Below are 21,832 nucleotides of genomic sequence, written 5' to 3'. Positions count from 1 at the left end.
TCTGCCCGGCTCAGCGGCCGGCCAGGATCTGGCCCACGTAGTTGGCGACCGCGCGCACCGCGGCGATCGTGCCGGGGTAGTCCATCCGGGTCGGGCCGACCACCCCCATGCCGCCGAGCACCACGTCGTCGCGGCCGTAGCCGATCGAGACGACCGAGGTGCTGCGCATCTGCTCGTCCTCATTTTCCTCACCGATGCGCACGGTGATCGCACCGGGGTTGCGCGCGGCGGCCAGCAGCTTGAGCACGACGACCTGTTCCTCGAGGGCTTCGAGGACCTGGCGCAGCGAGCCGGGGAAGTCGGCGACGTTGCGGGTGAGGTTGGCGGTACCGCCGAGGACCAGGCGTTCTTCGGGGTGCTCGGACAGCGACTCGACCAGGACGGTGGTGATCCGGATCAGCACGTCGCGCAGCTCGCCCGGCGACTTCTCGGGCAGCTCGGCGACGTGCGCGGCGGCGTCGTTGAGCCGCCGCCCGGCCATGGCGGTGTTGAGCACGGTCCGGATCCGGGACACGTCCTCTTCGGTGATGACGTCGCCGAGGTCGACGGTGCGCTGGTCGACGCGCCCGTTGTCGGTGATCAGCACCAGCATGAGCCGCGCCGGGGTGAGCGGCACCACTTCGAGGTGGCGCACCTTGGCGTTGGTCAGCATGGGGTACTGGACGACGGCGACCTGCCGGGTCAGCTGCGCGAGCAGCCGGACCGAGCGCCGCAGGACGTCGTCGAGGTCGGTGCCGCTGTCGAGGAAGGTGGTGATGGCGCGGCGCTCGGCCGCGCTCAGCGGCTTGATCTCGGAAAGCCGGTCGACGAAGAGGCGGTACCCCTTGTCGGTCGGGACGCGGCCGGCACTGGTGTGCGGCTGCGTGATGTAGCCCTCTTCTTCGAGGGTCGCCATGTCGTTGCGCACGGTCGCGCTCGACACGCCGAGGTTGTGCCGTTCGACGATCGCCTTGGACCCGACGGGTTCCTGGTTGGCCACGTAGTCGGCCACGATCGCGCGCAGCACTTCGAAGCGGCGCTCCTCCGCGTTGGCCACCGGTTCCTCACCTACCTCGCTCGCTGCTCACCCCGAGTTTACGGAAGGCTGAGCCGATCGTGCTCAACCCCGCACCGGGAGGGCCCGCGCCTGCCGGGTAAAGAGCACACCAACACATTCCCATCCATTCTTCCCGGCGGAATTTCCGCGCTTGATAGCGGAACCGAAAAGCGGTTTGCTGCCTCTGATCCGCATGCCCTTCCCGACTTCCGAGGTCGCCGTGAACCCCAGTGATCCCGCTTCGGCCGGAATGCCCGAAATCGCCCGGCGTGCCGCCGAGGCGAAAGCGAAACTCCAGCGTGTCTCGGCGACCGCCACGAGTGCCGACGGTGCCGTCACGGTCACCGTCAACACCAGCGGTGCGCTGCAGGAACTCACCTTCGGGCCGCGGGCGGACGAGCTGCCGCGGGCCCGGCTCGCGCAGGCCGTCCTGGCCGCCGCCAAACGTGCCCAGGTCGATGCCGCGCAGCAGCTCGCCGGGGTCATGGCGCCGGTGATCGGGCCCGACAGCGATGCCATGAAATTCCTCCGTGAACAGATCCCGGCGCCCGAATTGCCCGAAGAAGAATCGCCGCGGTCCGCATTCACCGCCGGGGAAACACCGCGTCGCCCGGCCCGGCCGCGACCGGCCGACGACGAGGACTTCGGCGGCCCGATCCTGCGGCGGGGGCTCTAGATGGCCATGAAGATCGACTTCGACGTCCTCGGCGGGCACGAGGGCGAGGTCCGGGAGATCGCCGCCAAGGTCGAGCAGGCCGCCCAGGCCGCCGGCACCGCGCAGGCACTCGACTTCGACGCCTTCGGCCTGGTCGGGCAGGTCTTCGCGCTGCCGATCCAGGCGTGGCTGACCTCCGCCGACGGCTTCCTGGCCGCGGCCGTCGAGGCGGGGCACGACGTCGCGGACCGGGTGCAGGCCGCGCACGCCGCGTTCCGCGAGCACGAGCACACCACCAAGTGCCTGATCGAAGGCATCGGCAAGGAGCTGCCGGCATGACCGAGACGCAGGAGAACCCGCTGGTCGCGACGGCCGAGTCGCCGGGCGGCTTCTGGAGCGGCATGGGCGACGGTTCGAAGGGCGAGCTGGACAACCTCAACGCCCAGACCGGCGGCGCGGGCATCTTCAACGACGCCGCCGCGACGCTCACCGACTTCCGCGGCGGCGACTGGGGCAACTTCGCCATGGACGTCGGCACCGACGCCCTCGACCTGCTCGGCGCGGCGATGGACCCGCTCGGCACCCTGGCGAGCGCCGGGGTCGGCTGGCTGATCGAGCACATCAGCTTCCTCAAGGACGGCCTCGACAAGCTCGCCGGCAAGCCCGAAGCCGTCACGGCCAAGGCGGTGACCTGGTCGAACGTCGCCAAGCAGCTCACCGAGACAGCCGAGAGCTACGAGCAGAAGGCCGAGCGGGTCCGGCAGTCGTTCAGCGACTGCGGCTCGGCCGAGGCCTACCAGCGGACGGCCGAGAGTTACGTCGGCGTCCTCCGCGGCGCCGCGTCGCATGCCCAGGGTGCGTCGACGGCGATGAACATCGGCGCCGCGCTGGTCGGCACCGAGCGCGGACTGATCCGCGACATGATCTCGTCGTTCGTCGGCGAGCTGATCGTCAAGGCGCTGGCCGCGCTCGCGGCGTCGTGGTGCACCTTCGGCGGCACGGTCGCGGCGTTCATCGCGGACACCGTGATCGAAGGCGGGGTGCTCGCGGAGAAGATCAGCACGCGGATCGCCAAGGTCGTCGAGAAGCTGGAAAGCCTGGCGAAGGGCGCCGGCAGGTCGAAGGCGGCACTCGAAGGGGCGGCGAACGCGCTGAAGAAGGCCGGCCGCAGCGCCGACCGGATCGTGGACCAGAGCGTCGAGACGGCCGCGAAGCTGGAGCGGAAGGCCAACGAGCTGAAGCAGGCGGGCCGGGAAGCCGGGTCGGCCGCCGAGAAGGCCGAGGGCTGGAAGGACGCCTGGGCGGGCAAGGTGCCCGGCGGCGAGAAGCTCGAAGGGCCGGGCAAGAAGTTCTCCGAGGACGGCCGCAGCGCGCTCAAGCCCGCCGCGTGGCAGGAGGCGGGCGGCTTCCCCGGCTGGAAGCCCGCGGACACCGTCGGGGTCGTGACCGAAGGCCGCCGCCAGGAGAACGAGCAGTTCGACCGCTACCACGAAACGCGGGAGGCGTACGAGCAGGAGCATCCCGAATGACCGAGGTGGAGCTGGCCAACCGCAACGGACGGCTGCACCCGTCGCAGCGCGGGAAGCTGCTCGACTTCAACTTCTGGACGGCCGCGGTGCTCGTGGTCGCCGGGCTGGCGGCGGCCGGGTTCCTGGCCGCCACTGGCGGGGCGCTCGCGGCCGTCCCGATCCTCGCGGTCGTGGCCTGGTTCGCGTTCGTCTGCGGGCGGCGGCTCGCCGAGGTCCGCGCGGGACGGCTGCTCGTGGTCACCGGCTGGACGCACGACTTCGGCCGGGTGCACGGCAGGCGGCCCGAGCGCGGGCAGTACCCGATCTGCCTGTACACGATCATGGAACGGGTCTGGATGACCTACCTCGTGGTCGGCGACCGCAGCTACCGGCTCGACGACGCGGAGTTCCGCGCGCGGATCCAGGCGGACCGGACGAACGCCGTCTACCTGACTCCGCGCACGAAACTGCTGGTCAACGTCCTGCCCGCCTAGGAGTTGCGCGGGAAGCCCAGGTTGACCCCGGCGTGCGAGCGGTCCGGCCACCGCGAGGTGACGACCTTCGTGCGGGTGAAGAAGTGGAACCCTTCCGGCCCGTACGCGTGGCTGTCGCCGAACAGCGAGTCCTTCCAGCCGCCGAAGGAGTAGTAGCCGACCGGGACCGGGATGGGGACGTTGACGCCGACCATGCCGACCTCGACCTCGTTCTGGAAGCGCCGCGCGGCCGCGCCGTCGCCGGTGAAGATCGCCGTGCCGTTGCCGTAGGGGTTCGCGTTGATCAGCGCCAGCGCGTCGTCGTAGGACGCCGTGCGGGCCACCGACAGCACCGGGCCGAAGATCTCGTCGGTGTAGATCGACATCTCCGGGCGGACGTGGTCGAACAGCGTGGGGCCGAGCCAGAAGCCGTCCGCGGCCCCGGGGACCTCGATGCCGCGGCCGTCCACCACCAGCGTCGCGCCCGCACCCACTCCGGCGTCCACATAGGACGCCACCCGCGCGTGGTGTGCCTTGGTGACCAGCGGCCCCATCTCGGACTCGGGGTCGCGGCCGTCGCCAACGCGCAGCCGGGACATCCGCTCGGCGATCTTCGCCACCAGCTCGTCGCCGACCGGGTCGACGGCCACCACCACCGACACCGCCATGCACCGCTCCCCCGCCGAGCCGAACCCGGCCGAGACCGCGGCGTCGGCGGCCAGGTCGAGGTCGGCGTCCGGCAGCACCACCATGTGGTTCTTCGCCCCGCCGAGTGCCTGGACGCGCTTGCCGTGCCGGGTGCCGGTTTCGTAGACGTACCGCGCGATCGGCGTCGACCCGACGAACGAGATCGCCTTCACGTCGTCGTGGGCCAGCAGCCCGTCGACCGCGGCCTTGTCGCCGTGCAGCACGTTGAGCGCCCCCGCTGGCAGCCCGGCTTCGGCAAACAGCTCGGCGATGAACACCGCCGCCGACGGGTCCTTCTCGCTCGGCTTGAGCACCACGGTGTTCCCGCAGGCCAGCGCGTTGGGGACGAACCACAGCGGCACCATGGCCGGGAAGTTGAACGGCGAGATCACGCCGACCACGCCCAGCGGCTGGGCGATCGAGTAGACGTCGACGCCGGTGGAGGCGTTCTCGCTGAAGCCGCCCTTGAGCAGCTGCGCGGCGCCGCACGCGTACTCGACGTTCTCGATCGCGCGGGCGATCTCCCCCGCCGCGTCGGACTCGACCTTGCCGTGCTCGCTGGTGATGATCTTCGCCAGCTCGTGCTTGCGCGCGGCCAGCAGCTCGCGGAAGGCGAACAGCACCCGCGTCCGGCCGGCCAGCGACGTCCCGCGCCACCCAGGCAGCGCCGCCTTGGCCGCGGCGACCGCGGCTTCGACCTCGGCCTCGCCCGCGAAGTCGACCTGGGCCCTGACCTGGCCGGTGGCCGGGTCGAAGACGTCACCGGACCGGGCGGCGGTCCCGGTGAACGGCTTGCCGTCGATCCAGTGGCTGATGCGGTCGGTCACGGCACGCGCTCCTTCGATCGGGGACTTCTGCTGCGAGTCTCCGGGCGGGCGCCACGCCACCGCCATCGGCAACGTGTACGTCAGTTGGTGCCCGGCCGTACAGTCTGTCCCTGCCGATCACCCACGAGGAGCCATGTACCCGACCGTCGCCGAGGTCCTCGCGCTGCCCGTGCTGCGCCAGGGCCGTCCGCACGTCGTCGCCGGCGCGGCCGGGCTGGACGCGCCGGTGCGCTGGGCGCACGTCGCCGAGATCGCCGACATCGCCCACCTGCTGCGCGGCGGCGAGCTGGTGCTGACGACCGGCGTCGCGCTGCCCGACGACGGCCCGGCGCTGGCCCGGTACGTCGCCGACCTGGCCGGGGTCGGCGCCGCGGGTGTCGTGGTCGAGCTGGTCCGGCACTGGAGCGACCGGCTGCCGTCCGCGCTGGTCGACGCGGCCGAGGAGCACGGCCTGCCGCTGGTCACGCTGTCGCGGGAGACGCGGTTCGTGAGCGTCACCGAGGCGGTGAACGGCCAGATCGTCGACGCACAGGTCGCCGAGCTGCGCGCGGCCGAGCGGGTGCACGAGACGTTCACCGCGCTGACGGTCGCGGGTGCCGAGCCGGGCGTGGTGCTGGGCGAGGTCGCCCGGCTGACCGAGCAGCCGGTGGTGCTGGAGACGCTGTCGCACGAGGTGCTCGCCTACGACGCGGCCGGCACCGACCCGGCCGAGCTGCTCACCGGCTGGCCCGCGCGCTCGCGGGTGGTGCAGGTCGGCGAGCGGACCGGCTACCACCCCGGCTCCGGCTGGCTGGTCACCGTGGTCGGCGCGCGCGGGCACGACTGGGGACGGCTGGTCCTCGTCTGCGCCGACCAGCCGCCGCACCGCCACCGGGTGGTCGCCGAACGGGCCGCGTCCGCGCTGGCCGTGTACCGCCTGGTCGCCAAGGACTCCGACGGCCTCGAACGGCAGGCCCACCGCGCGGTGCTGACCGAGCTGCTCGCCTCGCCCGCGCCGACGGCGGAGCTGCTGGCCCGCGCGTCGGCGCTGTCCGTGCCGCTGTCCGGGCGGCAGCTGGTCGGGCTGGCGGTCCGGCCGCGGCTGACCGGCACCACCCGGCCCGCGCTGGCCACCCCGCCGGTGCTGCGCGAACTGGCCGAGGCCACCGTGCTGGCCGCGCGGCGCGCGAAGGTGTCGGCGCTGGTGGCCACCGACGACCTCGGGGTGCGGGCGCTGGTGGCGTTGTCGCCGCAGGCGAACGCGGACGCCGTGCTGCACCGGCTCGCCACCGACGTCCACGAGGCCAGGGGCAGCGCGCCCGGCGTGCTCGCCGTGGGCACCACGGTGACCTCGCCCGCCGACGCCCGCCGGACACTGCTGGAAGCCGGGCAGGTCGCGGCCGCCGCGCTGGGCACCGGTGCCGAGCGGGTGCTGCACCGGCTCTCCGACGTCCGCCTGCGCGGCCTGCTGCACCTGCTGGAAGGCGACGAGCGCGTGACCGCGTTCGCCGCCCGCGAGCTGGGACCGCTGCTGCAGCGCGACGCCGCCACCGGCAGCAGGCTGGTCCAGGCCCTGCGGCACTACTGCGAGCAGGGCGGCAACAAGTCGGCGGCGGCCGCCGCGGCGCACACCTCCCGCACGGCGTACTACCAGCAGCTCGCCCGGATCGAGCAGGTGCTCGGTGTCCGGCTGGAGGACCCGGAGTCGATGCTCTCGCTGTACGTCGCCTTGCTGGCGCTGGACATCACCCGTCGGAGCGACGAAGACTCACCCGGACGTGGAGCACAGTGATCGGCCCCGGGCGGCCGATGACACCGATATGGCCCTCTTCCCCCTTGCTGCCTGCCTGGTGAGCCTGAGCTGCCTGGCCCCCGCGCAGCCACCGGCGTCCACCCTGCAGCTGACGTCCCACGACACCGCCAACCGGATCAGCTCGGTGGTCCTGACCTGCGAGCCGACCGGCGGCACCCACCCGAAGCGCGACAAGGCGTGCGCGGTCCTGGCGAGCGTGAACGGCGACTTCTCGCGCATCAACGCCCGCCACCAGGCGTGCACGCTGATCTACGCCCCGGTCGACGTCACGGTGGTCGGCACCTGGCACGGCAAGCCGGTGTCGTTCCGCACGACGTACCCGAACCGCTGCATCGCCGACCGCGACTCCGACGGCGTCTTCGCCTTCTGAGCGCGCGGAAGCCGCCGGGCCGCCCCCACGACGGCCCGGTGGCTTCCCCGTATTCGTTATGCACGCGCCCGGCGGCGTTCCGGTTCAGCCGCAGCGGCCGAGCGGCACCTCCCGCGCCGCCGCGCGGCTGAGGTTCCAGGCGGGCCAGCCGTCCGGGACGTCGTCGGCCAGGACCTGCCACAGCACGCAGGTGCGCAGCGGTTCCGGCAGCCGCGCCGACACCACCGGGACGACGTCGGCGGAGAAGCCGGCGAGGTAGCGGTCGTCCAGCGGTTTCCCGGCGGCCGCGCGGTCGAGGTTGGCCTCGGCGATGAGCCGTTCCGGGTCCAGGATCGCGAGGACGAGCAGGGCGGCCGCGGCCGTGCCGATCGCCGCCCGCGGCAGCCACGACGGGCGCAGCCGCACCAGCGACGCCAGCACGAGGACGAACACCGCGCCGAACCAGAGTTCGCAGGTTTCGACCAGCAGCCGCAGGACGGTGAAGCCGTACGCCTGCTGGTAGGTCCACATGCGACTCAACGCCGACCCGGCGAGCACCAGGCTCAGCACGCTCAGCGCCCCGAGCAGGACGCGCTGGCGGAGCCGGTCGGCTTTCGTGGCGTCCGGCGCCCACCGCAGCGCGGCGGCGACGATGGCGAGCGTCAGGACGGTCACCGCGCACAGCTGCCAGAAGCCGCCGCGGGCGTACTCCGCCGACGTCAGGCCGCTGGTGCGCAGGACGTACCCGGTGCCGCCGAAGAGCACGACCAGCCGCACGCCGACGAACACGCCGAAGATCACGACGAGGACCGCGAGCGGGAACGTCCACTCCAGACCGTATCCAGTCCTTTGTGGACGTGTACCAGTGGCCCGTTCCGGTGGCGCGGCAAGGAAGTAGCAGCCTCCGGCGACGAAGAGCGCGACGACGGCGAACACGGCACACCACCGCAGGAGCACACCGGCGCTGAGATCCGGAATGGCGGCGTTCACGACGGCGGCGAAGGCGGCGTCGGCGCTCGCGAGCAGCGGGACGAACACGCCGACGAGCGCGGCGGCGGCAAGCACGGCGAGCGCGATCCGCCGGGCGACCCCGTCCCGGCGGGCGGCGAAGCGCCCGACTCCGCGGCCGGTCCACGGGATGGCCCGGACGGCTTCGACGGGCAGGGCGAGCATGTCGTAGAGGACGCTGTTGACGGTCCGTTCCCCGACGACGGCCAGCGACCCGGCGACGACGGCGGCCGGCACGCAGAGGGCGAACAGCCACCCGGAGGCCCGCACGGCGCCGACGGCGAGCAGGCCGAGGGCGAGCGCACCCCAGACGGCGTTCGCCCAGGTGAAGGGACTCGGCCCGATGGTCCGCGACCGCCGGTCGGCGACAACGACGGCAGCGGTGACGGCGACACCGGTGAGCAGCCAGCCGACGCCGGGCCGGTCGACGGGCAGGACGAGCGCCGCGGCAACCCCGGCGAGCCCGGCCGCGGGGAGGACCGCAGGTGGCAGCGGGACGACGGCGGACTTCGGCGGCGGCAGCGGGTGGAGAAGCACGGGCGGCGCAGCGACCGTCGTCGTTGGTGATTCACGCGAAGCGACCGAGCGCTTCCCTCGCGGCACCCCGCTCTCCGCATCGCCCGGTCCCCCGATCCTGCTCTTCGGCATCTCGCCCGCTTTCTCGCGTCTTGTGTTCACGTTCGCAAATATCTCCGTTGCCCGAGCCCGAAAGGGACCGCAGGTGCACCGCCCGGCCGGGTAGCGGTCGTGAGTGGCAATTCGGGTTCTAACGCGAATTACCACTCACGAGGTCCGGTGTAAGAGCTACCCCGCCGGAAGCGTCACCCGGATCCGCGACCCTGGCGCGGAGTCCACGACCCCGATCGTCCCGCCGTGCAGGTCCACCGCCCACCGGGCGATCGCCAGCCCGAGGCCCGTTCCCCCGCCCGTCGTGCGCTCTCCGCGGGAGAACCGCTCGAACACCCGCTCGCGGTCGGCCGGGGCGATGCCCGGGCCCTCGTCGCACACGTCGATGCGGACCTCGTCCGGCCCCACCTGGGCCAGCACCCGCACCTCGCCGCCCGCCGGGCCGTGGCGGGCCGCGTTCTCCAGGAGGTTGGCCACCACCTGGAACAGGCGGCCGCGGTCGGCCGTCACCGTTGCTCCCTCCGGGGAGACCGACACCGAGAACGTCACCCCGCGGCCCGCGAACGCCGCCTCGCCGACCACTTCGGACAACAGCGCCCACAGTGAGAACGACGTCTTGTGCAGCGGGATCGCCCCCGCGTCCAGGCGCGACAGGTCCAGCAGCTCGCCCACCAGGGTTGCCAGGCGCTCGGTCTGCTGCAGTGCCGTCTTCAGCGTCGCCGGGTCCGGGTCCTCGACGCCGTCGGCCAGGTTCTCCAGCACGCCGTGCAACGCCGTGATCGGCGTGCGCAGCTCGTGGGACACGTTGGCGATCAGCTCGCGGCGCCGCCGGTCCGCGTCGCCGAGGTCGCCCGCCATCTGGTTGAACGCCCGCGCCAGCTCGCCCACCTCGTCACGGGTGGTCGCGCGGATGCGGCGCGTGTAGTCGCCCTTGGCCATGGCACGGGCCGCCGCCGTCATCTCGCGCAGCGGCCGGGTCATGCCGTGCGCCAGTACCTGCGACAGCACCAGCGCCAGGACCATCGCGGTGAGCGTCGTCTTCGGCGGCAGCCAGCCGATCTGCCAGTTGAAGAACGCGAACGCGATCCCGCCGGAGGCCACCATCAGGATGGCCAGCTTCAGCTTGATCGACCGGATCCGGTCGAGCGGCCGCGGCACGAGGTTCACGATCCCGCCTCCAGTGCGTAGCCGACGCCGTGCACCGTGCGGATCAGGTCCGCCCCGAGCTTCCGCCGCAGCGCCTTGATGTGGCTGTCCACCGCCCGCGTCCCCGCCGACGTGCCTGCGACGTCCCAGTCCCACACCTCCGACAGCAGCCGTTCCCGCGGCTGCACCACCCGCGGCCGCCGCGCGAAGTGCACCAGCAGGTCGAACTCGATCGGCGTCAGCTGCGCCGCGACCCCGGCACGGGCCACCCGCCGCTGGTCGACGTCGATCTCGAGGTCGCCCAGCACGATCCGGCTGCCCACCACCGACGACGAGCGCTCGACCCGCCGCAGCAGCGCGTGCACCCGGGCGGTGAGCACCCGCATCGAGAACGGCTTCGTCAGGTAGTCGTCGGCGCCGACGCCCAGCCCGACCAGCATGTCCGTCTCGTCGGCACGCGCGGTCAGCATCAGCACCGGCACCGGGCGCCGCGCCTGGATCCGGCGGCAGACCTCCAGGCCGTCGAAGCCCGGCAGCATGACGTCCAGCACGACCAGATCCGGCTCCGCCGCGGTGTCGGCCTCGACCGCGGCGGGCCCGTCGTGCGCGACGTCCACGGTGAACCCCTCGGCCCGCAGCCGGGCCGCGATCGACGCGGCGATCGTGACGTCGTCCTCGACGACGAGCACGCGCCGCCCACCCAGTTCCATGACCACGACCCTAGGCACCCCCGGTGGAGACGGTCCGGGCGAACTGTGAAGATCCTGTGGAGACGTTTCCCCCGCTTTGCCGGTTCGTGACGGGCAGATGTGTGACGCAGGTCATGCACTCCGGCGGCCGTTCGCGCAATCGACAGACTGCACTCCTGATCGGCGAAGAGTGAACACTCTGCCGTTGCCGAGGCGATGACCAGGCGCGCAGGATGCCGCAATGGCGCCGACACCCGCAGACCAGCGCGTGCACGACGACGGCCGGGTCGAGCTCGACCCCGCCGACGTCCGGTCTCTCGAAGGCAGCCGGTTCTTCAACGAGGAGCTGGCCCCCGTCCCCGTCGGAAGACGGACCTGGACCACCTACAACTACTTCGCGCTCTGGATGGGGATGGCGCACAACATCCCCAGCTACGCGCTGGCCGCCTCGCTCATCACCCTCGGGATGAACTGGGTGCAGGCGCTGCTCACCATCACGATCGGCAACCTGATCGTGCTGGTCCCGATGCTCCTCAACAGCCACGCCGGCACGAAGTACGGCATCCCGTTCCCGGTGTTCGCCCGCGCGTTCTACGGGCTGCGCGGCGCCAACCTGGCCGCGCTGCTGCGTGCGTTCATCGCGTGCGGCTGGTTCGGCATCCAGACCTGGGTCGGCGGCGAGGCCATCTACGTCATCCTCGGCCGCCTGCTCGGCTCGTGGTGGCGCGACTCCGCCGTCGTCGCCGGGCAGCACTGGACGCTGTGGCTGTCCTTCGTGGTCTTCTGGATCGGCCAGATGCTCATCATCTGGCGCGGCATGGAGGCGGTCCGCCGGTTCGAGAACTGGACGGCGCCGCTGGTGTCCGTCGGGTTCCTGATCATGCTCGGCTACGTGCTGATCGAGGCGGGCGGCTTCGGCCCGATCCTGTCCGACCCCGGCAAGCTCGGCTGGGGCCCGGACTTCTGGAAGGTGTTCGCCCCGGCGCTGATGGCGATGATCGCGTTCTGGTCGACGCTGTCGCTGAACATGCCGGACTTCACCCGCTTCGGCGGCAGCCAGCGCAAGCAGGCCCGCGGCCAGGTCCTCGGCCTGCCGACGACCATGACGTTCATCGCGATCGTGGCCATCCTGACCACCTCGGGCGGGCAGGTGCTCTACGGCAAGGACATCTGGGACCCGGCGCAGCTGGCGGACCGGTTCTCCAGCCCGGTCGTGGTGGTCGTCGCGCTGGTCGCGCTGGTGCTGGCGACGATCTCGGCGAACCTGGCGGCCAACGTCGTCAGCCCGTCCTACGACTTCTCCAACGCCTTCCCCAAGCGGATCACCTTCGCCGTCGGCGGCGGGATCACCGGCGTCATCGGCATCCTGATCCAGCCGTGGCGGCTGTACTCCGACCCGAACATCTACATCTTCGCGTGGCTCGGCTTCTACGGCGGCCTGCTCGGCGCCGTCGCGGGCGTGCTCGTCGCCGGGTACTGGGTCGTCAACCGCACGAAGCTGCGGCTGAAGGACCTGTACACACCCGATGGGGTGTATTGGTTCAGCGGCGGCTGGAACTGGCGGGCGCTGGTCGCCACGCTGGTGGGAGCCGTCCTCGCGGTCGGCGGTGCCTACGGCGGCCCGTTCCCCGACGGCGGGATCATCCCGGTCCTCAAGCCCCTCTACGACTACAACTGGGTGGTCGGCCTGGTCGGCGCGTTCGTCGTCTTCGCCGTCCTGTCCCGTCCGGCAACGAAGGAGGAAATCAGTGAGCGTGGTTCGAGCCGGCCTGATCCAGCAGCGGTGGACGGGTGACAAGGAGTCCATGATCAAGGCGGCGGTCGACCACATCGCCACCGCCGCTTCGCAGGGCGCCCAGGTCGTCTGCCTGCAGGAGCTGTTCTACGGGCCGTACTTCTGCCAGGTGCAGGACGCCGACTACTACTCCTACACCGAGGCCATTCCCGACGGGCCCACGACGAAGCTCATGCAGGAGGTGGCCGAGCGCCACGGCGTCGTGCTGATCGTGCCGATGTACGAGGTCGAGCAGCCCGGCGTCTACTACAACACCGCCGCGGTGATCGACGCCGACGGTACGTACCTCGGCAAGTACCGCAAGAACCACATCCCGCAGGTCAAGGGGTTCTGGGAGAAGTTCTACTTCCGGCCCGGCAACCTCGGCTACCCGGTGTTCGACACCGCCGTGGGCCGCATCGGCGTCTACATCTGCTACGAGCGGCACTTCCCGGAGGGCTGGCGCGCGCTCGGCCTGGCCGGCGCGAAGATCGTGTTCAACCCGTCGGCGACCAGCCGCAGCCTGTCGCAGTACCTGTGGAAGCTGGAGCAGCCCGCGGCCGCGGTGGCGAACGAGTACTTCGTCGGCGCGATCAACCGGGTGGGCGTGGAACCACTGGGCGACAACGACTTCTACGGCCAGACGTACTTCGTCGACCCGCGCGGGCAGCTGGTCGGGGACGCCGCGTCCGACACCGACGACGAGGTCGTCGTGCGCGACCTCGACCTGTCCCTGCTCGACGAGGTCCGCAACACGTGGGCGTTCTACCGCGACCGCCGCCCGGACACCTACGGCCCGCTCACGGAGGCCTGATGACCATCCTGATCAGCGGTGGCCAGGTCGTTTCCCCGTCCGGCGCGCTCCTGGCGGACGTCCTCGTCGACGGCGAGATCATCGCCGCCGTCGGGGCGCCGGGGACGCTGTCCGGCGAGGAGACGATCGACGCCACCGGCAAGTACGTGCTGCCGGGCGGCATCGACGCGCACACCCACATGGAGATGCCGTTCGGCGGCACACACTCGGTCGACACGTTCGCCACCGGCACGACCGCCGCGGCGTGGGGCGGCACGACGACGATCATCGACTTCGCCGTGCAGGCCAAGGGCACGTCGCTGCTGTCCACACTGGACAAGTGGCACGGCAAGGCCGACGGCAACTGCGCGATCGACTACGGCTTCCACATGATCATCAGCGACGTCAACGACCAGTCGCTGAAGGAGATGGAGGCCTGCATCGAGGGCGGGGTCGGCAGCTTCAAGATGTTCATGGCCTACCCGGGCGTCTTCTACTCCACCGACGGCGAAATCCTGCTGGCCATGCAGAAGGCACGCGAGACCGGCGCCACGATCATGATGCACGCGGAGAACGGCATCGCGATCGACCAGCTGGCCGCGCAGGCGTTCGAGGCCGGGAAGATCGATCCGGTCCAGCACGGCCTCACGCGCCCGCCGGAGCTGGAGGGCGAGGCGACGTCGCGGGCGATCCAGCTGGCGAAGGTCACCGGCGCGCCGCTGTACATCGTGCACCTGTCGGCGTCGCAGGCGCTGGCGGCGGTGGCGGAAGCCCGCAACGACGGCCAGAACGTCTTCGCCGAGACGTGCCCGCAGTACCTCTATCTGTCCATAGAGGACTTGGCGAAGCCCGATTTCGAGGGCGCGAAGTACGTCGCGTCGCCGCCGCTGCGGGAGAAGTCGCACCAGGCCGACCTGTGGCGGGGCTTGCGGACGAACGACCTGTCCGTGGTGTCCACCGACCACTGCCCGTTCTGCTTCAAGGACCAGAAGGAACTGGGCCGCGGCGACTTCCGGGCCATCCCGAACGGGATTCCCGGCGTCGAACACCGGATGGACCTGCTGCACCAGGGCGTCGTCGCGGGCGAGCTGACGCTCGGGCGCTGGGTCGAGACGTGCTCGGCGACGCCGGCGCGGATGTTCGGGCTGTACCCGAAGAAGGGCGTGATCGCGGCGGGTTCGGACGCCGACATCGTGCTCTACGACCCGGCGGCGACGCAGACGCTGTCGGCCTCGACGCACCACATGAACGTGGACTACTCGGCGTACGAAGGGTTGGAGATCACCGGCCGCGTGCACACCGTGCTGTCGCGTGGGCGTGTCGTCGTGTCGCCCGACGGGTTCAGCGGGTCGACGTCGCACGGGAAGTTCCTGTCCCGCTCGCTGAATCAATATCTGAATTGAGGTAGCGATGGACTTCGGGATCGTGCTGCAGACCGACCCGCCCGCGCGGGACGTCGTGCGGCTGATGAAGGACGCCGAGGACTGCGGGTTCCGCTACGGCTGGACGTTCGACTCCTGCGTGCTGTGGCAGGAACCGTTCGTCATCTACTCGGCCATCCTCGCGGCGACGTCGTCGCTGGTCGTCGGGCCGATGGTGACCAGCCCCGGCACCCGCGACTGGTCGGTCATGGCGTCGACGTTCGCCACGCTCAACGACATGTACGGCAACCGGACGATCTGCGGCATCGGCCGCGGCGACTCGGCACACCGGGTGGTCGGCAAGCCACCGTCCACTTTGGCCACCGTGCGGGACTGCATGCGCGTGGTGAAGGACCTCGCCGAGGGCCGCGCGGTGACGATGAACGACAGGACCGTGCAGATCCCGTGGATCACCAACGGGCAGCTCGAGATGTGGATGGCCGGGTACGGGCCAAAGGCGCTGCAGACGGTCGGCGAGCACGCCGACGGCTTCATCCTGCAGTGCGCGGACCCGGCGATCGCCCGCTGGACGATCGGCGCGGTCCGCGACGCGGCCCGCGCGGCCGGCCGGGACCCGGCGGGCATCACGATCTGCGTGGCGGCCCCGGCCTACGTCGGCGACGACGTGGCGCACCAGCGTGAACAGCTGCGCTGGTTCGGCGGGATGGTCGGCAACCACGTCGCGGACCTGGTGGCCCGCTACGGCTCGTCGGGGGCGGTGCCCCGCGAGCTGACCGACTACATCCGCGACCGGGAGGGGTACGACTACCGCCACCACGGCAAGGCGGGCAACCCGTCGACGGAGTTCGTCCCGGACGAGATCGTCGACCGGTTCTGCCTGCTGGGCCCGGCTTCTGCGCACATTTCGCGGCTGCAGGAACTGGCGGAGCTGGGCGTGGACCAGTTCTCGCTGTACCTGATGCACGACGACCGCGAGGCGACGCTTTCGGCTTACGGAACGCAGATCATCCCGAAGCTGACGGCTTAGGCCCCAGAGCGCCGGCTTGGGTGGGCTGGGCGAGTGGCTGAAGGGCACCTTGCTTGCGTCCGGCGCAGTGAAGGGCACCTTCCTTGCGTCACATGCACGGAAGGTGCCCTTCAGCGCATGCCGAGCGGCGGATCCCCCTTGAACGCACCGAAGGCCGCCTTGGGGCGGTTGGGCTCGCCGGAGGTGCGGTTTACCCCACCTCGATCTTGCGGTTTACCCCACTGTGCTCTCCGGGCCGGCGCGGGACGATCGTTTCCATGACCTCTCGGAAACTTCGTGCCGCGCTGGCGCTGGGGGCCGCCGCGCTCGCGGTGGGTGCCCTCGCCCCCGCGGCCGCGGCGAGCCCGGCCGGAATCGTCTGGGACGACGCCTGCCAGGCCGGTTACCAGTGCGGCCACCTCGACGTCCCGCTGTCCTATCAGGACTCCGCCGCGGGTACCGTGCGCCTGGCGATCGCGCGGCTGCCCGCCACCGACCAGGCCCGCAAGCTGGGCACCATCTTCTTCAACCCGGGCGGCCCCGGTTCGCCCGGCCGGTTCGCCCCGGCACTGACCTCCGAGCTGCACCGCCGGTTCGACATCGTCGGGTTCGACCCGCGTGGTGTCGGCGCCAGCTCGAAGATCCACTGCTTCACCGATCCGGCCCAGCTGGAAGTGCTCCAGCGGGCCGTCGGGACGTTCCCGCTCACCCGCGAGGCCGAGCAACGGCAGATCGCGGACACCCGCACGATCACGGATCTCTGCGCGCGGAACGGGGGCCCGCTGGCGAACCACCTGTCCACCGGCACGATCGCCCGCGACCTCGACCGGCTGCGTGCCGCGTTCGGCGAGCCGAAGCTGCGCTTCTACGGCAAGTCCTACGGCAGCTATCTCGGCGAGACGTACGCCAACCTGTTCCCGCACCGGGTGGGCGCACTCGCCCTGGACGCGGTCGACGACCCGGTGCGCTGGTCGTCCGGCTCGGCCCCGATGAGCTACCGGCTGCGCGGCTACGAAGACGGCGCACGGGCAATGAGGTCCTTTTTGGACGGCTGCGGGGCGCAGTGCCCGTTCGACTACGACGCACTCCTCGACCGGCTCGAACGCGGCCCGATCACCGTGACCGACCCGGCCGGGCGCCAGGTCACCGTCACCTACCAGGGCGCGATCAGCCGGATCCACGGCTTCCTGCTCGACACCCGGTCCGCACCGCAGCTGGCCGCGTTCCTCCGGGCACTGGCCGATCCGGTGAACCCGGCCCCGGCCGAAACCGGCACACCCCCGGACGTCGACTCGATGCTGGGCGGCGGAGCAACCCTGTGCTCGGACGCGGAGAACCCGCGTGATCCAGCCGTCTGGTGGGACTTCGCCCGCAAGGCCGACCGGATCGGCCGAGGATTCGGGCCGTACGACGTGTACAAGACACTGCCGTGCGCCACCTGGAACGTCGCGGACACCGGACGCTACAGCGGACCGTGGAACCGGCCGACGGCCCCGATCCTGCTGCTGGCCAACCGCCAGGGCGACCTGGAGACACCGTACGGCGGAGCACAGCGCACGGAACGGCTGCTGGCCAACGCCCGCCTGCTGAGCCTCGACACCTACGGCCACGGCTCCCGCGGCAAGAGCACCTGCATCGACACCTGGCTCGACCGCTACTTCGTCACCGGGGCCGTCCCCGCTTCCGGCACGCTCTGCACACCCGACTGAACATCGCGCAGGTACTGCATTGCCGCGTCGGGATCACCCAGCCAGCCTTCGTAATCGGCCGGGTTCTCGAAGAGGTGCGCGAACCGGTGCGCCACCCGCGGCACGCGCTGCGCCGTGTCCAAAGTGGCCAGGACGTGCGCCGGCGGTGGGGCCAGGAGGTCGTTGGTGAAGCGCGTCGCGTGGCGGGCGTGCCGCCAGTAGCGGGCGAAGGCGTCGTGCATGAACTCCTCGTCGAACGGCCGGTCGCCGCGGTCGACGATGGCGTCCTGGTATGCGCGGGCGGCACGGGCGGCCATGTTGGCGCCCTGGCCGCCGACGGGGTCGTTGGTCACCGCGGTGTCGCCCATTGCCAGGACCTTCGCCCCGGACGGCAGCGTGCCCACCGGGTGCCGCACGACGGGGGTGATCCGGCCGTGCAGCGTTTCGGTGGGCGCCACCGGGTATGCCTCGTCGAGCAGCGTGGCCTGCCACGGGTAGTGCGTGCGCAGCAGCTTGCGGGCCGTCTCGTGGTGCTGCTCGACGCCGGTGACGCCGTCCCAGACGTCCATCGGGCCGCCGGGTACGCCGAAGAAGCCGATGCCGTGCACCGGCCCGTGCACGGACAGCACCGGCAGCAGGAAGAACTCGCCCACCGGCGCCATGCCGAAGGTCAGGCCGGGTACGGCGTCCAGCGTCCCGGCGACATAGGCGACCCCGATCGCGCGCTGCGGCTCGCGGTAGGGCGAACGCTCGCCGTCGCGCGGGAAGAGCGCGTCGAACTGCGGCCCGCGCCCGGCCGCGACCACGAGCAGCTCGAACTCGCGGGCGCACTCGTCGAGATCGGCCGGGGTGACCCGGCGGATCCGCAGCTCGCCCCCGAGACGTTCGAACTCGGCCAGCCAGCGCGAAACCTTCACGCGCTGGTCGACCGACTGGGCGGGCCGGTCGAGCGCGACCCGCCACGCCATCGACGGCTCGCTGCCGTCCCCGGCGGCGGCGAAGGAGATTTCGCCGACCGGCGGCGCTTCGCCGTCCCAGAAGCCGATGCCGAGTTCGCGTTCCCGGCGCAGGGCCGGGGCGAACAGGCACTGGTTGGACACGAGCCGCCCGGCCCGCACCTCGGCCGCGGGCCGCTCGGCGAACACCGTGACGGCGTAGCCCAGCTGCCGCAACCCGATGGCGAGGACCAGACCCGCCTGTCCCGCTCCGACGATCCCGATCCGCCGCATGGCCGTCCCTCCCCCGGAAACCCTGTGCCCCCAACGTAATGGGCACATCGCGGATTTCCCCGCCCGATCGGGCGGCCTGCGGTACGGGCCGGGGAACCTACTTCTCGCGCGCCCGTTCGGCGGCCTTCTCCTCGCGCCAGGCTTCGTCGTTCTTGCCGTAGCGCCAGTAGCCCGAGATCGACAGCAGGTCGCGCCGGACACCGCGTTCCTCGAGCAGGTACTGGCGCAGCTCCCGGACGAATCCGGCCTCGCCGTGCACGAAGGCCTGCACGACGCCGTCGCGCCACGGCAGCTCGCGGACCGCGGCCGCCACGTCGCCGCCGGCGGCCCGGTGCAGCCAGTGGATCTGCGCGTCCGCCTTGGTCACCAGCGGCTGCTCCTCGTCCGCGTTCTCCACGAGGATGACCGCGTGCGCCGGGACGCCCGCGGGCAGCGCTTCGAGGGACGCCGCGATCGCGGGCAACGCGCTTTCGTCGCCGGCCAGCAGGTGCCAGTCGGCCTCCGTGCCCGGCGCGTACGCGCCGCCGGGGCCGGACAGCAGCAGCTCGTCACCCGGCTTCGCCGTGGCCGCCCACGGGCCGGCGATGCCCTCGTCGCCGTGGTGGACGAAGTCGAGGACCAGCTCGCCGGCCTGCGGGTCGAACGCCCGGACGGTGTAGGACCGCATCCGCGGCCAGTGCTCGCGCGGCAGCGTGGCGCGGCACTCCTGGACGTCGAACGGCTCCGGGTACTCGACGCCGGGCACCTTGAACAGCACCTTCACGTAGGCGTCGGTGAACTCGTTCGGCTCGAAGGCCGCGATCCCCTCACCGCCGGCGACGATGCGGATCATGTGCGGGGTCAGCCGTTCCGTGCGCAGCACCCGCAGCCGCACCGCGGGACGCCCGGACCGCCGGGGTGCTTCAGCCATCGGCCACTCCAATGCTAAGGCTTACCTAACTCACCCTACGCGCCGGAGAGCACGCACGGCTACTCCGGGGTGCCCAGTCCGGGAAGCAGTAATACGAACGAGGCTTCCGCAAGCGTTTTCACCCGCGCGGATCCGAGACGCGCGTGTTCTGGAACGCCGTGATCAGCCAGTCGCCATCCTCCTGGACCAGCACGAAGGTGACGGTGGATTCGCGGCCTTCGTCCGGAACGTCCGCACCCGCCAGCGAGGAGCCGCCGCCGACGAGGACGACCGCGACGTCCGGGCGGACAAATCGCACCTTGGCCCCGGCGCCGAGCCTGCCGGTCAGCGTCGAGCCCTTCAGCGGGCCGTCGAACAGCGCGCGATGTGAGCTTTCGATCGCTTCCCGGCCCGGGAAGTTCATCCCGAAGAAGGTCACGTAGTCGGCGTCCTCGGTGAAGAGCCGCCCGTACGCGGCCGCGTCCCCGGCGTTCCAGGCCTCGGTGAGCCGGTCGAGCACGGCACGCACGTCGGCTTCGGCAGTGGTCACAGTCATGAGATCCCCTTTGCACGAACGTTGTTCGTCTAACGAACACCGTTCTACAGACGAACGCTGTTCGCGTCAAGTACAGTGTTCGCGTGACCGTTCCCCCGCCGCCGTGGCGCCGCGCCCCGCGCCGCCGCGCCGCGAAGCCCGTGCTGTCCCAGGAACTCGTCGTGCAGACGGCGCTGGAGATCCTCGCGAAGGAGGGCTTCGACGCGGTCACCATGCGGCGGGTCGCCCAGGAACTGGAGACCGGTCCGGCGTCGCTCTACGCGCACGTGTCCGGCAAGGACGAACTGGCGGAGCTGATGCTCGACGCCGTCCTCGCCGACGTGCCGCTGCCCGAGCCCGACCCGGACCGCTGGGACGAGCAGGTGAAGGACCTCGTCCGCGCGCAGATCCGCGCGATGGTCGCCCACCCCGGGATCGCGCGCGTGGCGTGGGACATCGCCGTGCCGATCACGCCCAGCTCGCTGCGCCAGGGCGAAGTCATGCTGGCCCTGCTGCGCGCCGGTGGCCTCGACCTCAAGCAGGCCGCCTTCGCGGGCGACGCGCTGTCGTTGTACGCGAAGGCGTACGCGTACGAAGCGAGCGGCTGGACGTGGGGCGAGATCGACGCCGCCGAGGTGTCCGAACGCGGCGAGCAGATGGTCGCCTACATGCGCTCACTGCCCGCCGACGCGTTCCCGAACATGCTGCGGCTGGGCGAGTTCTTCAACGCCGGGACCGCGGCCGAGCGCCTCGACTTCGCCCTGGACGCCTACCTGGCCGGGCTGAAAGCCGTGGCGGCGAAGAACTAGGGCAGCAGCACGATCTTGCCGCGCGTGTGCCGCTTCTCCAGCTCGCGGTAGGCCTCCCGCACCTCGGCCAGCGGGTAGGTGCGCGCGATCGGCACCTCCAGCAGGCCCTTGTCCACCAGCAGCGCCAGCTCCCGCAGCACGTCGGCCGACGCCGCGTCCGCGTTGCCCTCGGCCTTGACGTTGTACTTCTCCGCCGCGGCGAAGTCGATGATCGTGTCGATGCGGCCCGGGTGGATGCCCAGCTGCAGCGCCAGGTCCACGTAGCCGGACCCGAAGGTGTCGACGAACGCGTGCACGCCGTCCGGGGCGGCGGCCGTGATCCGGTCGAGCAGGCCGTCGCCGTAGGACACCGGGACGACACCGGATTCGCGCAGCCACGCGTGGTTGGCCTCGCCCGCGATGCCGATCACCGTGGCCCCCGCCAGCCGCGCGAGCTGGACGGCCAGCGAGCCGACGCCGCCCGCGGCACCGGAGACGACGACCGTCTCCCCCTCGCGCGGGCACACCGCGCGCACCGCCGCGTAGGCCGTGGTGCCCGCGACGAACAGGGACCCGGCGACCTCCCAGGGCACGCCGTCCGGCTTCGGCGTCAGGTCCGCCGCTTCCGCCACCACGTACTCGGCGTGGCTGGAACGGGTGTTGACGAAGCCGATCACCTCGTCGCCCACGGCGATCTCCTCGACGCCTTCGCCGAGCGCGGCGACGACCCCGGCGAAGTCACTGCCCTGCCCCGAGGGGAACGTCGCGGGCCAGCGGTCGTGGAACACGCCCTGGCGGATCGACACCTCGCCCGGGTTGATCGCGGCCGCGCGCACCTCGACGAGCACCTGGCCCGGTCCCGGCGCCGGGCGCGGGACGTCGGCCACCCGGAGGACGTCCACGCCGCCGTACTCGTCGAACCTGATCGCGCGCGCCATGGGGCCTCCTCGA

At 71.5% G+C, this 21,832-nt stretch carries 21 protein-coding genes; 12 read left to right on the top strand and 9 right to left on the bottom strand.

Translation table 11 applies throughout. The features are described from left to right. Positions 1-10: 10 nt before the first annotated feature. On the bottom strand, positions 11-1,036 hold the full coding sequence (hrcA, locus tag ABJI51_RS17730; protein ID WP_348952132.1) for a heat-inducible transcriptional repressor HrcA: 1,026 nt from the start codon (positions 1,034-1,036) through the stop codon (positions 11-13). Positions 1,037-1,187: 151 nt separating this feature from the next. Here hrcA and ABJI51_RS17725 point away from each other — a divergent pair, with 151 nt between their 5' ends. From ABJI51_RS17725 to ABJI51_RS17710, 4 genes are read left to right on the top strand one after another with little or no spacing between them, the layout of a single operon-like run. Next, positions 1,188-1,712, top strand: a complete 525-nt coding sequence (locus tag ABJI51_RS17725) for a YbaB/EbfC family nucleoid-associated protein (protein ID WP_348952131.1) — start codon at positions 1,188-1,190, stop codon at positions 1,710-1,712. After that, positions 1,713-2,030: a type VII secretion target gene (locus ABJI51_RS17720; RefSeq protein WP_348952130.1), complete on the top strand. Its 318-nt coding sequence runs from the start codon at positions 1,713-1,715 to the stop codon at positions 2,028-2,030. Then, on the top strand, positions 2,027-3,220 hold the full coding sequence (locus ABJI51_RS17715) for a hypothetical protein (RefSeq protein ID WP_348952129.1): 1,194 nt from the start codon (positions 2,027-2,029) through the stop codon (positions 3,218-3,220). The genes ABJI51_RS17720 and ABJI51_RS17715 overlap by 4 nt, the downstream gene beginning before the upstream one ends. Further along, on the top strand, positions 3,217-3,693 hold the full coding sequence (locus tag ABJI51_RS17710; protein WP_348952128.1) for a hypothetical protein: 477 nt from the start codon (positions 3,217-3,219) through the stop codon (positions 3,691-3,693). The genes ABJI51_RS17715 and ABJI51_RS17710 overlap by 4 nt, the downstream gene beginning before the upstream one ends. On the opposite strand, the gene ABJI51_RS17705 is transcribed toward ABJI51_RS17710, so the two are convergent. Continuing rightward, a complete protein-coding gene (locus ABJI51_RS17705) occupies positions 3,690-5,186 on the bottom strand; it encodes a CoA-acylating methylmalonate-semialdehyde dehydrogenase (protein WP_348952127.1) in 1,497 nt (498 codons plus the stop codon). The genes ABJI51_RS17710 and ABJI51_RS17705 overlap by 4 nt on opposite strands. A 133-nt stretch (positions 5,187-5,319) precedes the next feature. Here ABJI51_RS17705 and ABJI51_RS17700 point away from each other — a divergent pair, with 133 nt between their 5' ends. After that, a complete protein-coding gene (locus tag ABJI51_RS17700; RefSeq protein WP_348952126.1) occupies positions 5,320-6,957 on the top strand; it encodes a PucR family transcriptional regulator in 1,638 nt (545 codons plus the stop codon). Between the two features lie 28 nt (positions 6,958-6,985). Continuing rightward, complete coding sequence (locus ABJI51_RS17695; RefSeq protein WP_348952125.1) at positions 6,986-7,348, top strand: SSI family serine proteinase inhibitor; 363 nt, start codon at positions 6,986-6,988, stop codon at positions 7,346-7,348. Between the two features lie 84 nt (positions 7,349-7,432). Here ABJI51_RS17695 and ABJI51_RS17690 read toward each other — a convergent pair whose 3' ends face one another. The 3 genes from ABJI51_RS17690 to ABJI51_RS17680 all read right to left on the bottom strand — a co-directional run bounded on the left by ABJI51_RS17690 (position 7,433) and on the right by ABJI51_RS17680 (position 10,797). Next, positions 7,433-8,872: a DUF4153 domain-containing protein gene (locus ABJI51_RS17690; RefSeq protein ID WP_348952124.1), complete on the bottom strand. Its 1,440-nt coding sequence runs from the start codon at positions 8,870-8,872 to the stop codon at positions 7,433-7,435. A 267-nt stretch (positions 8,873-9,139) separates the two neighbouring features. After that, positions 9,140-10,129: a HAMP domain-containing sensor histidine kinase gene (locus ABJI51_RS17685; RefSeq protein ID WP_348952123.1), complete on the bottom strand. Its 990-nt coding sequence runs from the start codon at positions 10,127-10,129 to the stop codon at positions 9,140-9,142. After that, positions 10,126-10,797 (bottom strand): response regulator transcription factor, encoded by a 672-nt coding sequence (locus ABJI51_RS17680; protein ID WP_348952428.1) that lies wholly within the window; start codon positions 10,795-10,797, stop codon positions 10,126-10,128. The genes ABJI51_RS17685 and ABJI51_RS17680 overlap by 4 nt, the downstream gene beginning before the upstream one ends. A gap of 241 nt (positions 10,798-11,038) precedes the next feature. Between ABJI51_RS17680 and ABJI51_RS17675 the strand changes: the two genes are divergently transcribed. The 5 genes from ABJI51_RS17675 to ABJI51_RS17655 all read left to right on the top strand — a co-directional run bounded on the left by ABJI51_RS17675 (position 11,039) and on the right by ABJI51_RS17655 (position 17,461). Next, positions 11,039-12,592 (top strand): NCS1 family nucleobase:cation symporter-1, encoded by a 1,554-nt coding sequence (locus tag ABJI51_RS17675; RefSeq protein ID WP_348952122.1) that lies wholly within the window; start codon positions 11,039-11,041, stop codon positions 12,590-12,592. Positions 12,593-12,602: 10 nt separating this feature from the next. Further along, positions 12,603-13,385: a nitrilase-related carbon-nitrogen hydrolase gene (locus ABJI51_RS17670; protein WP_348952427.1), complete on the top strand. Its 783-nt coding sequence runs from the start codon at positions 12,603-12,605 to the stop codon at positions 13,383-13,385. Further along, complete coding sequence (hydA, locus tag ABJI51_RS17665) at positions 13,385-14,767, top strand: dihydropyrimidinase (RefSeq protein ID WP_348952121.1); 1,383 nt, start codon at positions 13,385-13,387, stop codon at positions 14,765-14,767. The genes ABJI51_RS17670 and hydA overlap by 1 nt, the downstream gene beginning before the upstream one ends. Positions 14,768-14,774: 7 nt before the next feature. Next, entirely contained in the window at positions 14,775-15,773 is a 999-nt protein-coding gene (locus ABJI51_RS17660; RefSeq protein WP_348952120.1) for a TIGR03842 family LLM class F420-dependent oxidoreductase, read from the top strand. A 257-nt stretch (positions 15,774-16,030) separates the two neighbouring features. Further along, positions 16,031-17,461 (top strand): alpha/beta fold hydrolase, encoded by a 1,431-nt coding sequence (locus tag ABJI51_RS17655; protein ID WP_348952119.1) that lies wholly within the window; start codon positions 16,031-16,033, stop codon positions 17,459-17,461. Here ABJI51_RS17655 and ABJI51_RS17650 read toward each other — a convergent pair. From ABJI51_RS17650 to ABJI51_RS17640, 3 genes are all read right to left on the bottom strand, one after another. Beyond that, positions 17,407-18,669 carry a styrene monooxygenase/indole monooxygenase family protein gene (locus tag ABJI51_RS17650; protein WP_348952118.1) on the bottom strand — a complete coding sequence of 421 codons (1,263 nt, stop codon included), beginning with the start codon at positions 18,667-18,669 and terminating at the stop codon, positions 17,407-17,409. The two genes, ABJI51_RS17655 and ABJI51_RS17650, sit on opposite strands and share 55 nt — an antisense overlap. A gap of 97 nt (positions 18,670-18,766) precedes the next feature. Further along, positions 18,767-19,579: a siderophore-interacting protein gene (locus ABJI51_RS17645; RefSeq protein WP_348952117.1), complete on the bottom strand. Its 813-nt coding sequence runs from the start codon at positions 19,577-19,579 to the stop codon at positions 18,767-18,769. 118 nt (positions 19,580-19,697) lie between these two features. Beyond that, positions 19,698-20,108, bottom strand: a complete 411-nt coding sequence (locus ABJI51_RS17640) for an SgcJ/EcaC family oxidoreductase (RefSeq protein ID WP_348952426.1) — start codon at positions 20,106-20,108, stop codon at positions 19,698-19,700. 146 nt (positions 20,109-20,254) lie between these two features. On the opposite strand from ABJI51_RS17640, the gene ABJI51_RS17635 reads away from it, so the two are divergent. Next, a complete protein-coding gene (locus ABJI51_RS17635) occupies positions 20,255-20,902 on the top strand; it encodes a TetR/AcrR family transcriptional regulator (protein ID WP_431605633.1) in 648 nt (215 codons plus the stop codon). Here the strand turns inward: ABJI51_RS17635 and ABJI51_RS17630 are convergent. Next, positions 20,899-21,819, bottom strand: coding sequence for an NADP-dependent oxidoreductase (locus ABJI51_RS17630; RefSeq protein WP_348952115.1), 921 nt, complete (start codon positions 21,817-21,819; stop codon positions 20,899-20,901). The two genes, ABJI51_RS17635 and ABJI51_RS17630, sit on opposite strands and share 4 nt — an antisense overlap. Positions 21,820-21,832: the final 13 nt, after the last annotated feature.

It is taken from the genome of Amycolatopsis melonis (genome assembly GCF_040064235.1).
GTDB classification, from domain to species: domain Bacteria; phylum Actinomycetota; class Actinomycetes; order Mycobacteriales; family Pseudonocardiaceae; genus Amycolatopsis; species Amycolatopsis melonis.
Note: the sequence above shows the minus strand (reverse complement) of the source record. Positions and strands in the feature narration are given on the sequence as shown.

Bases quoted from the DNA above. Each gene is read 5' to 3' on its own strand.
- hydA (WP_348952121.1), top strand. From the start codon at position 13,385: ATGACCATCCTGATCAGCGGTGGCCAGGTCGTTTCCCCGTCCGGCGCG.
- ABJI51_RS17700 (WP_348952126.1), top strand. From the start codon at position 5,320: ATGTACCCGACCGTCGCCGAGGTCCTCGCGCTGCCCGTGCTGCGCCAG.
- ABJI51_RS17650 (WP_348952118.1), bottom strand. From the start codon at position 18,669: ATGCGGCGGATCGGGATCGTCGGAGCGGGACAGGCGGGTCTGGTCCTC.
- ABJI51_RS17710 (WP_348952128.1), top strand. From the start codon at position 3,217: ATGACCGAGGTGGAGCTGGCCAACCGCAACGGACGGCTGCACCCGTCG.
- ABJI51_RS17670 (WP_348952427.1), top strand. From the start codon at position 12,603: ATGATCAAGGCGGCGGTCGACCACATCGCCACCGCCGCTTCGCAGGGC.
- ABJI51_RS17655 (WP_348952119.1), top strand. From the start codon at position 16,031: ATGACCTCTCGGAAACTTCGTGCCGCGCTGGCGCTGGGGGCCGCCGCG.
- ABJI51_RS17720 (WP_348952130.1), top strand. From the start codon at position 1,713: ATGGCCATGAAGATCGACTTCGACGTCCTCGGCGGGCACGAGGGCGAG.
- ABJI51_RS17715 (WP_348952129.1), top strand. From the start codon at position 2,027: ATGACCGAGACGCAGGAGAACCCGCTGGTCGCGACGGCCGAGTCGCCG.
- ABJI51_RS17645 (WP_348952117.1), bottom strand. From the start codon at position 19,579: ATGGCTGAAGCACCCCGGCGGTCCGGGCGTCCCGCGGTGCGGCTGCGG.
- ABJI51_RS17630 (WP_348952115.1), bottom strand. From the start codon at position 21,819: ATGGCGCGCGCGATCAGGTTCGACGAGTACGGCGGCGTGGACGTCCTC.
- ABJI51_RS17660 (WP_348952120.1), top strand. From the start codon at position 14,775: ATGGACTTCGGGATCGTGCTGCAGACCGACCCGCCCGCGCGGGACGTC.
- ABJI51_RS17695 (WP_348952125.1), top strand. From the start codon at position 6,986: ATGGCCCTCTTCCCCCTTGCTGCCTGCCTGGTGAGCCTGAGCTGCCTG.
- ABJI51_RS17675 (WP_348952122.1), top strand. From the start codon at position 11,039: ATGGCGCCGACACCCGCAGACCAGCGCGTGCACGACGACGGCCGGGTC.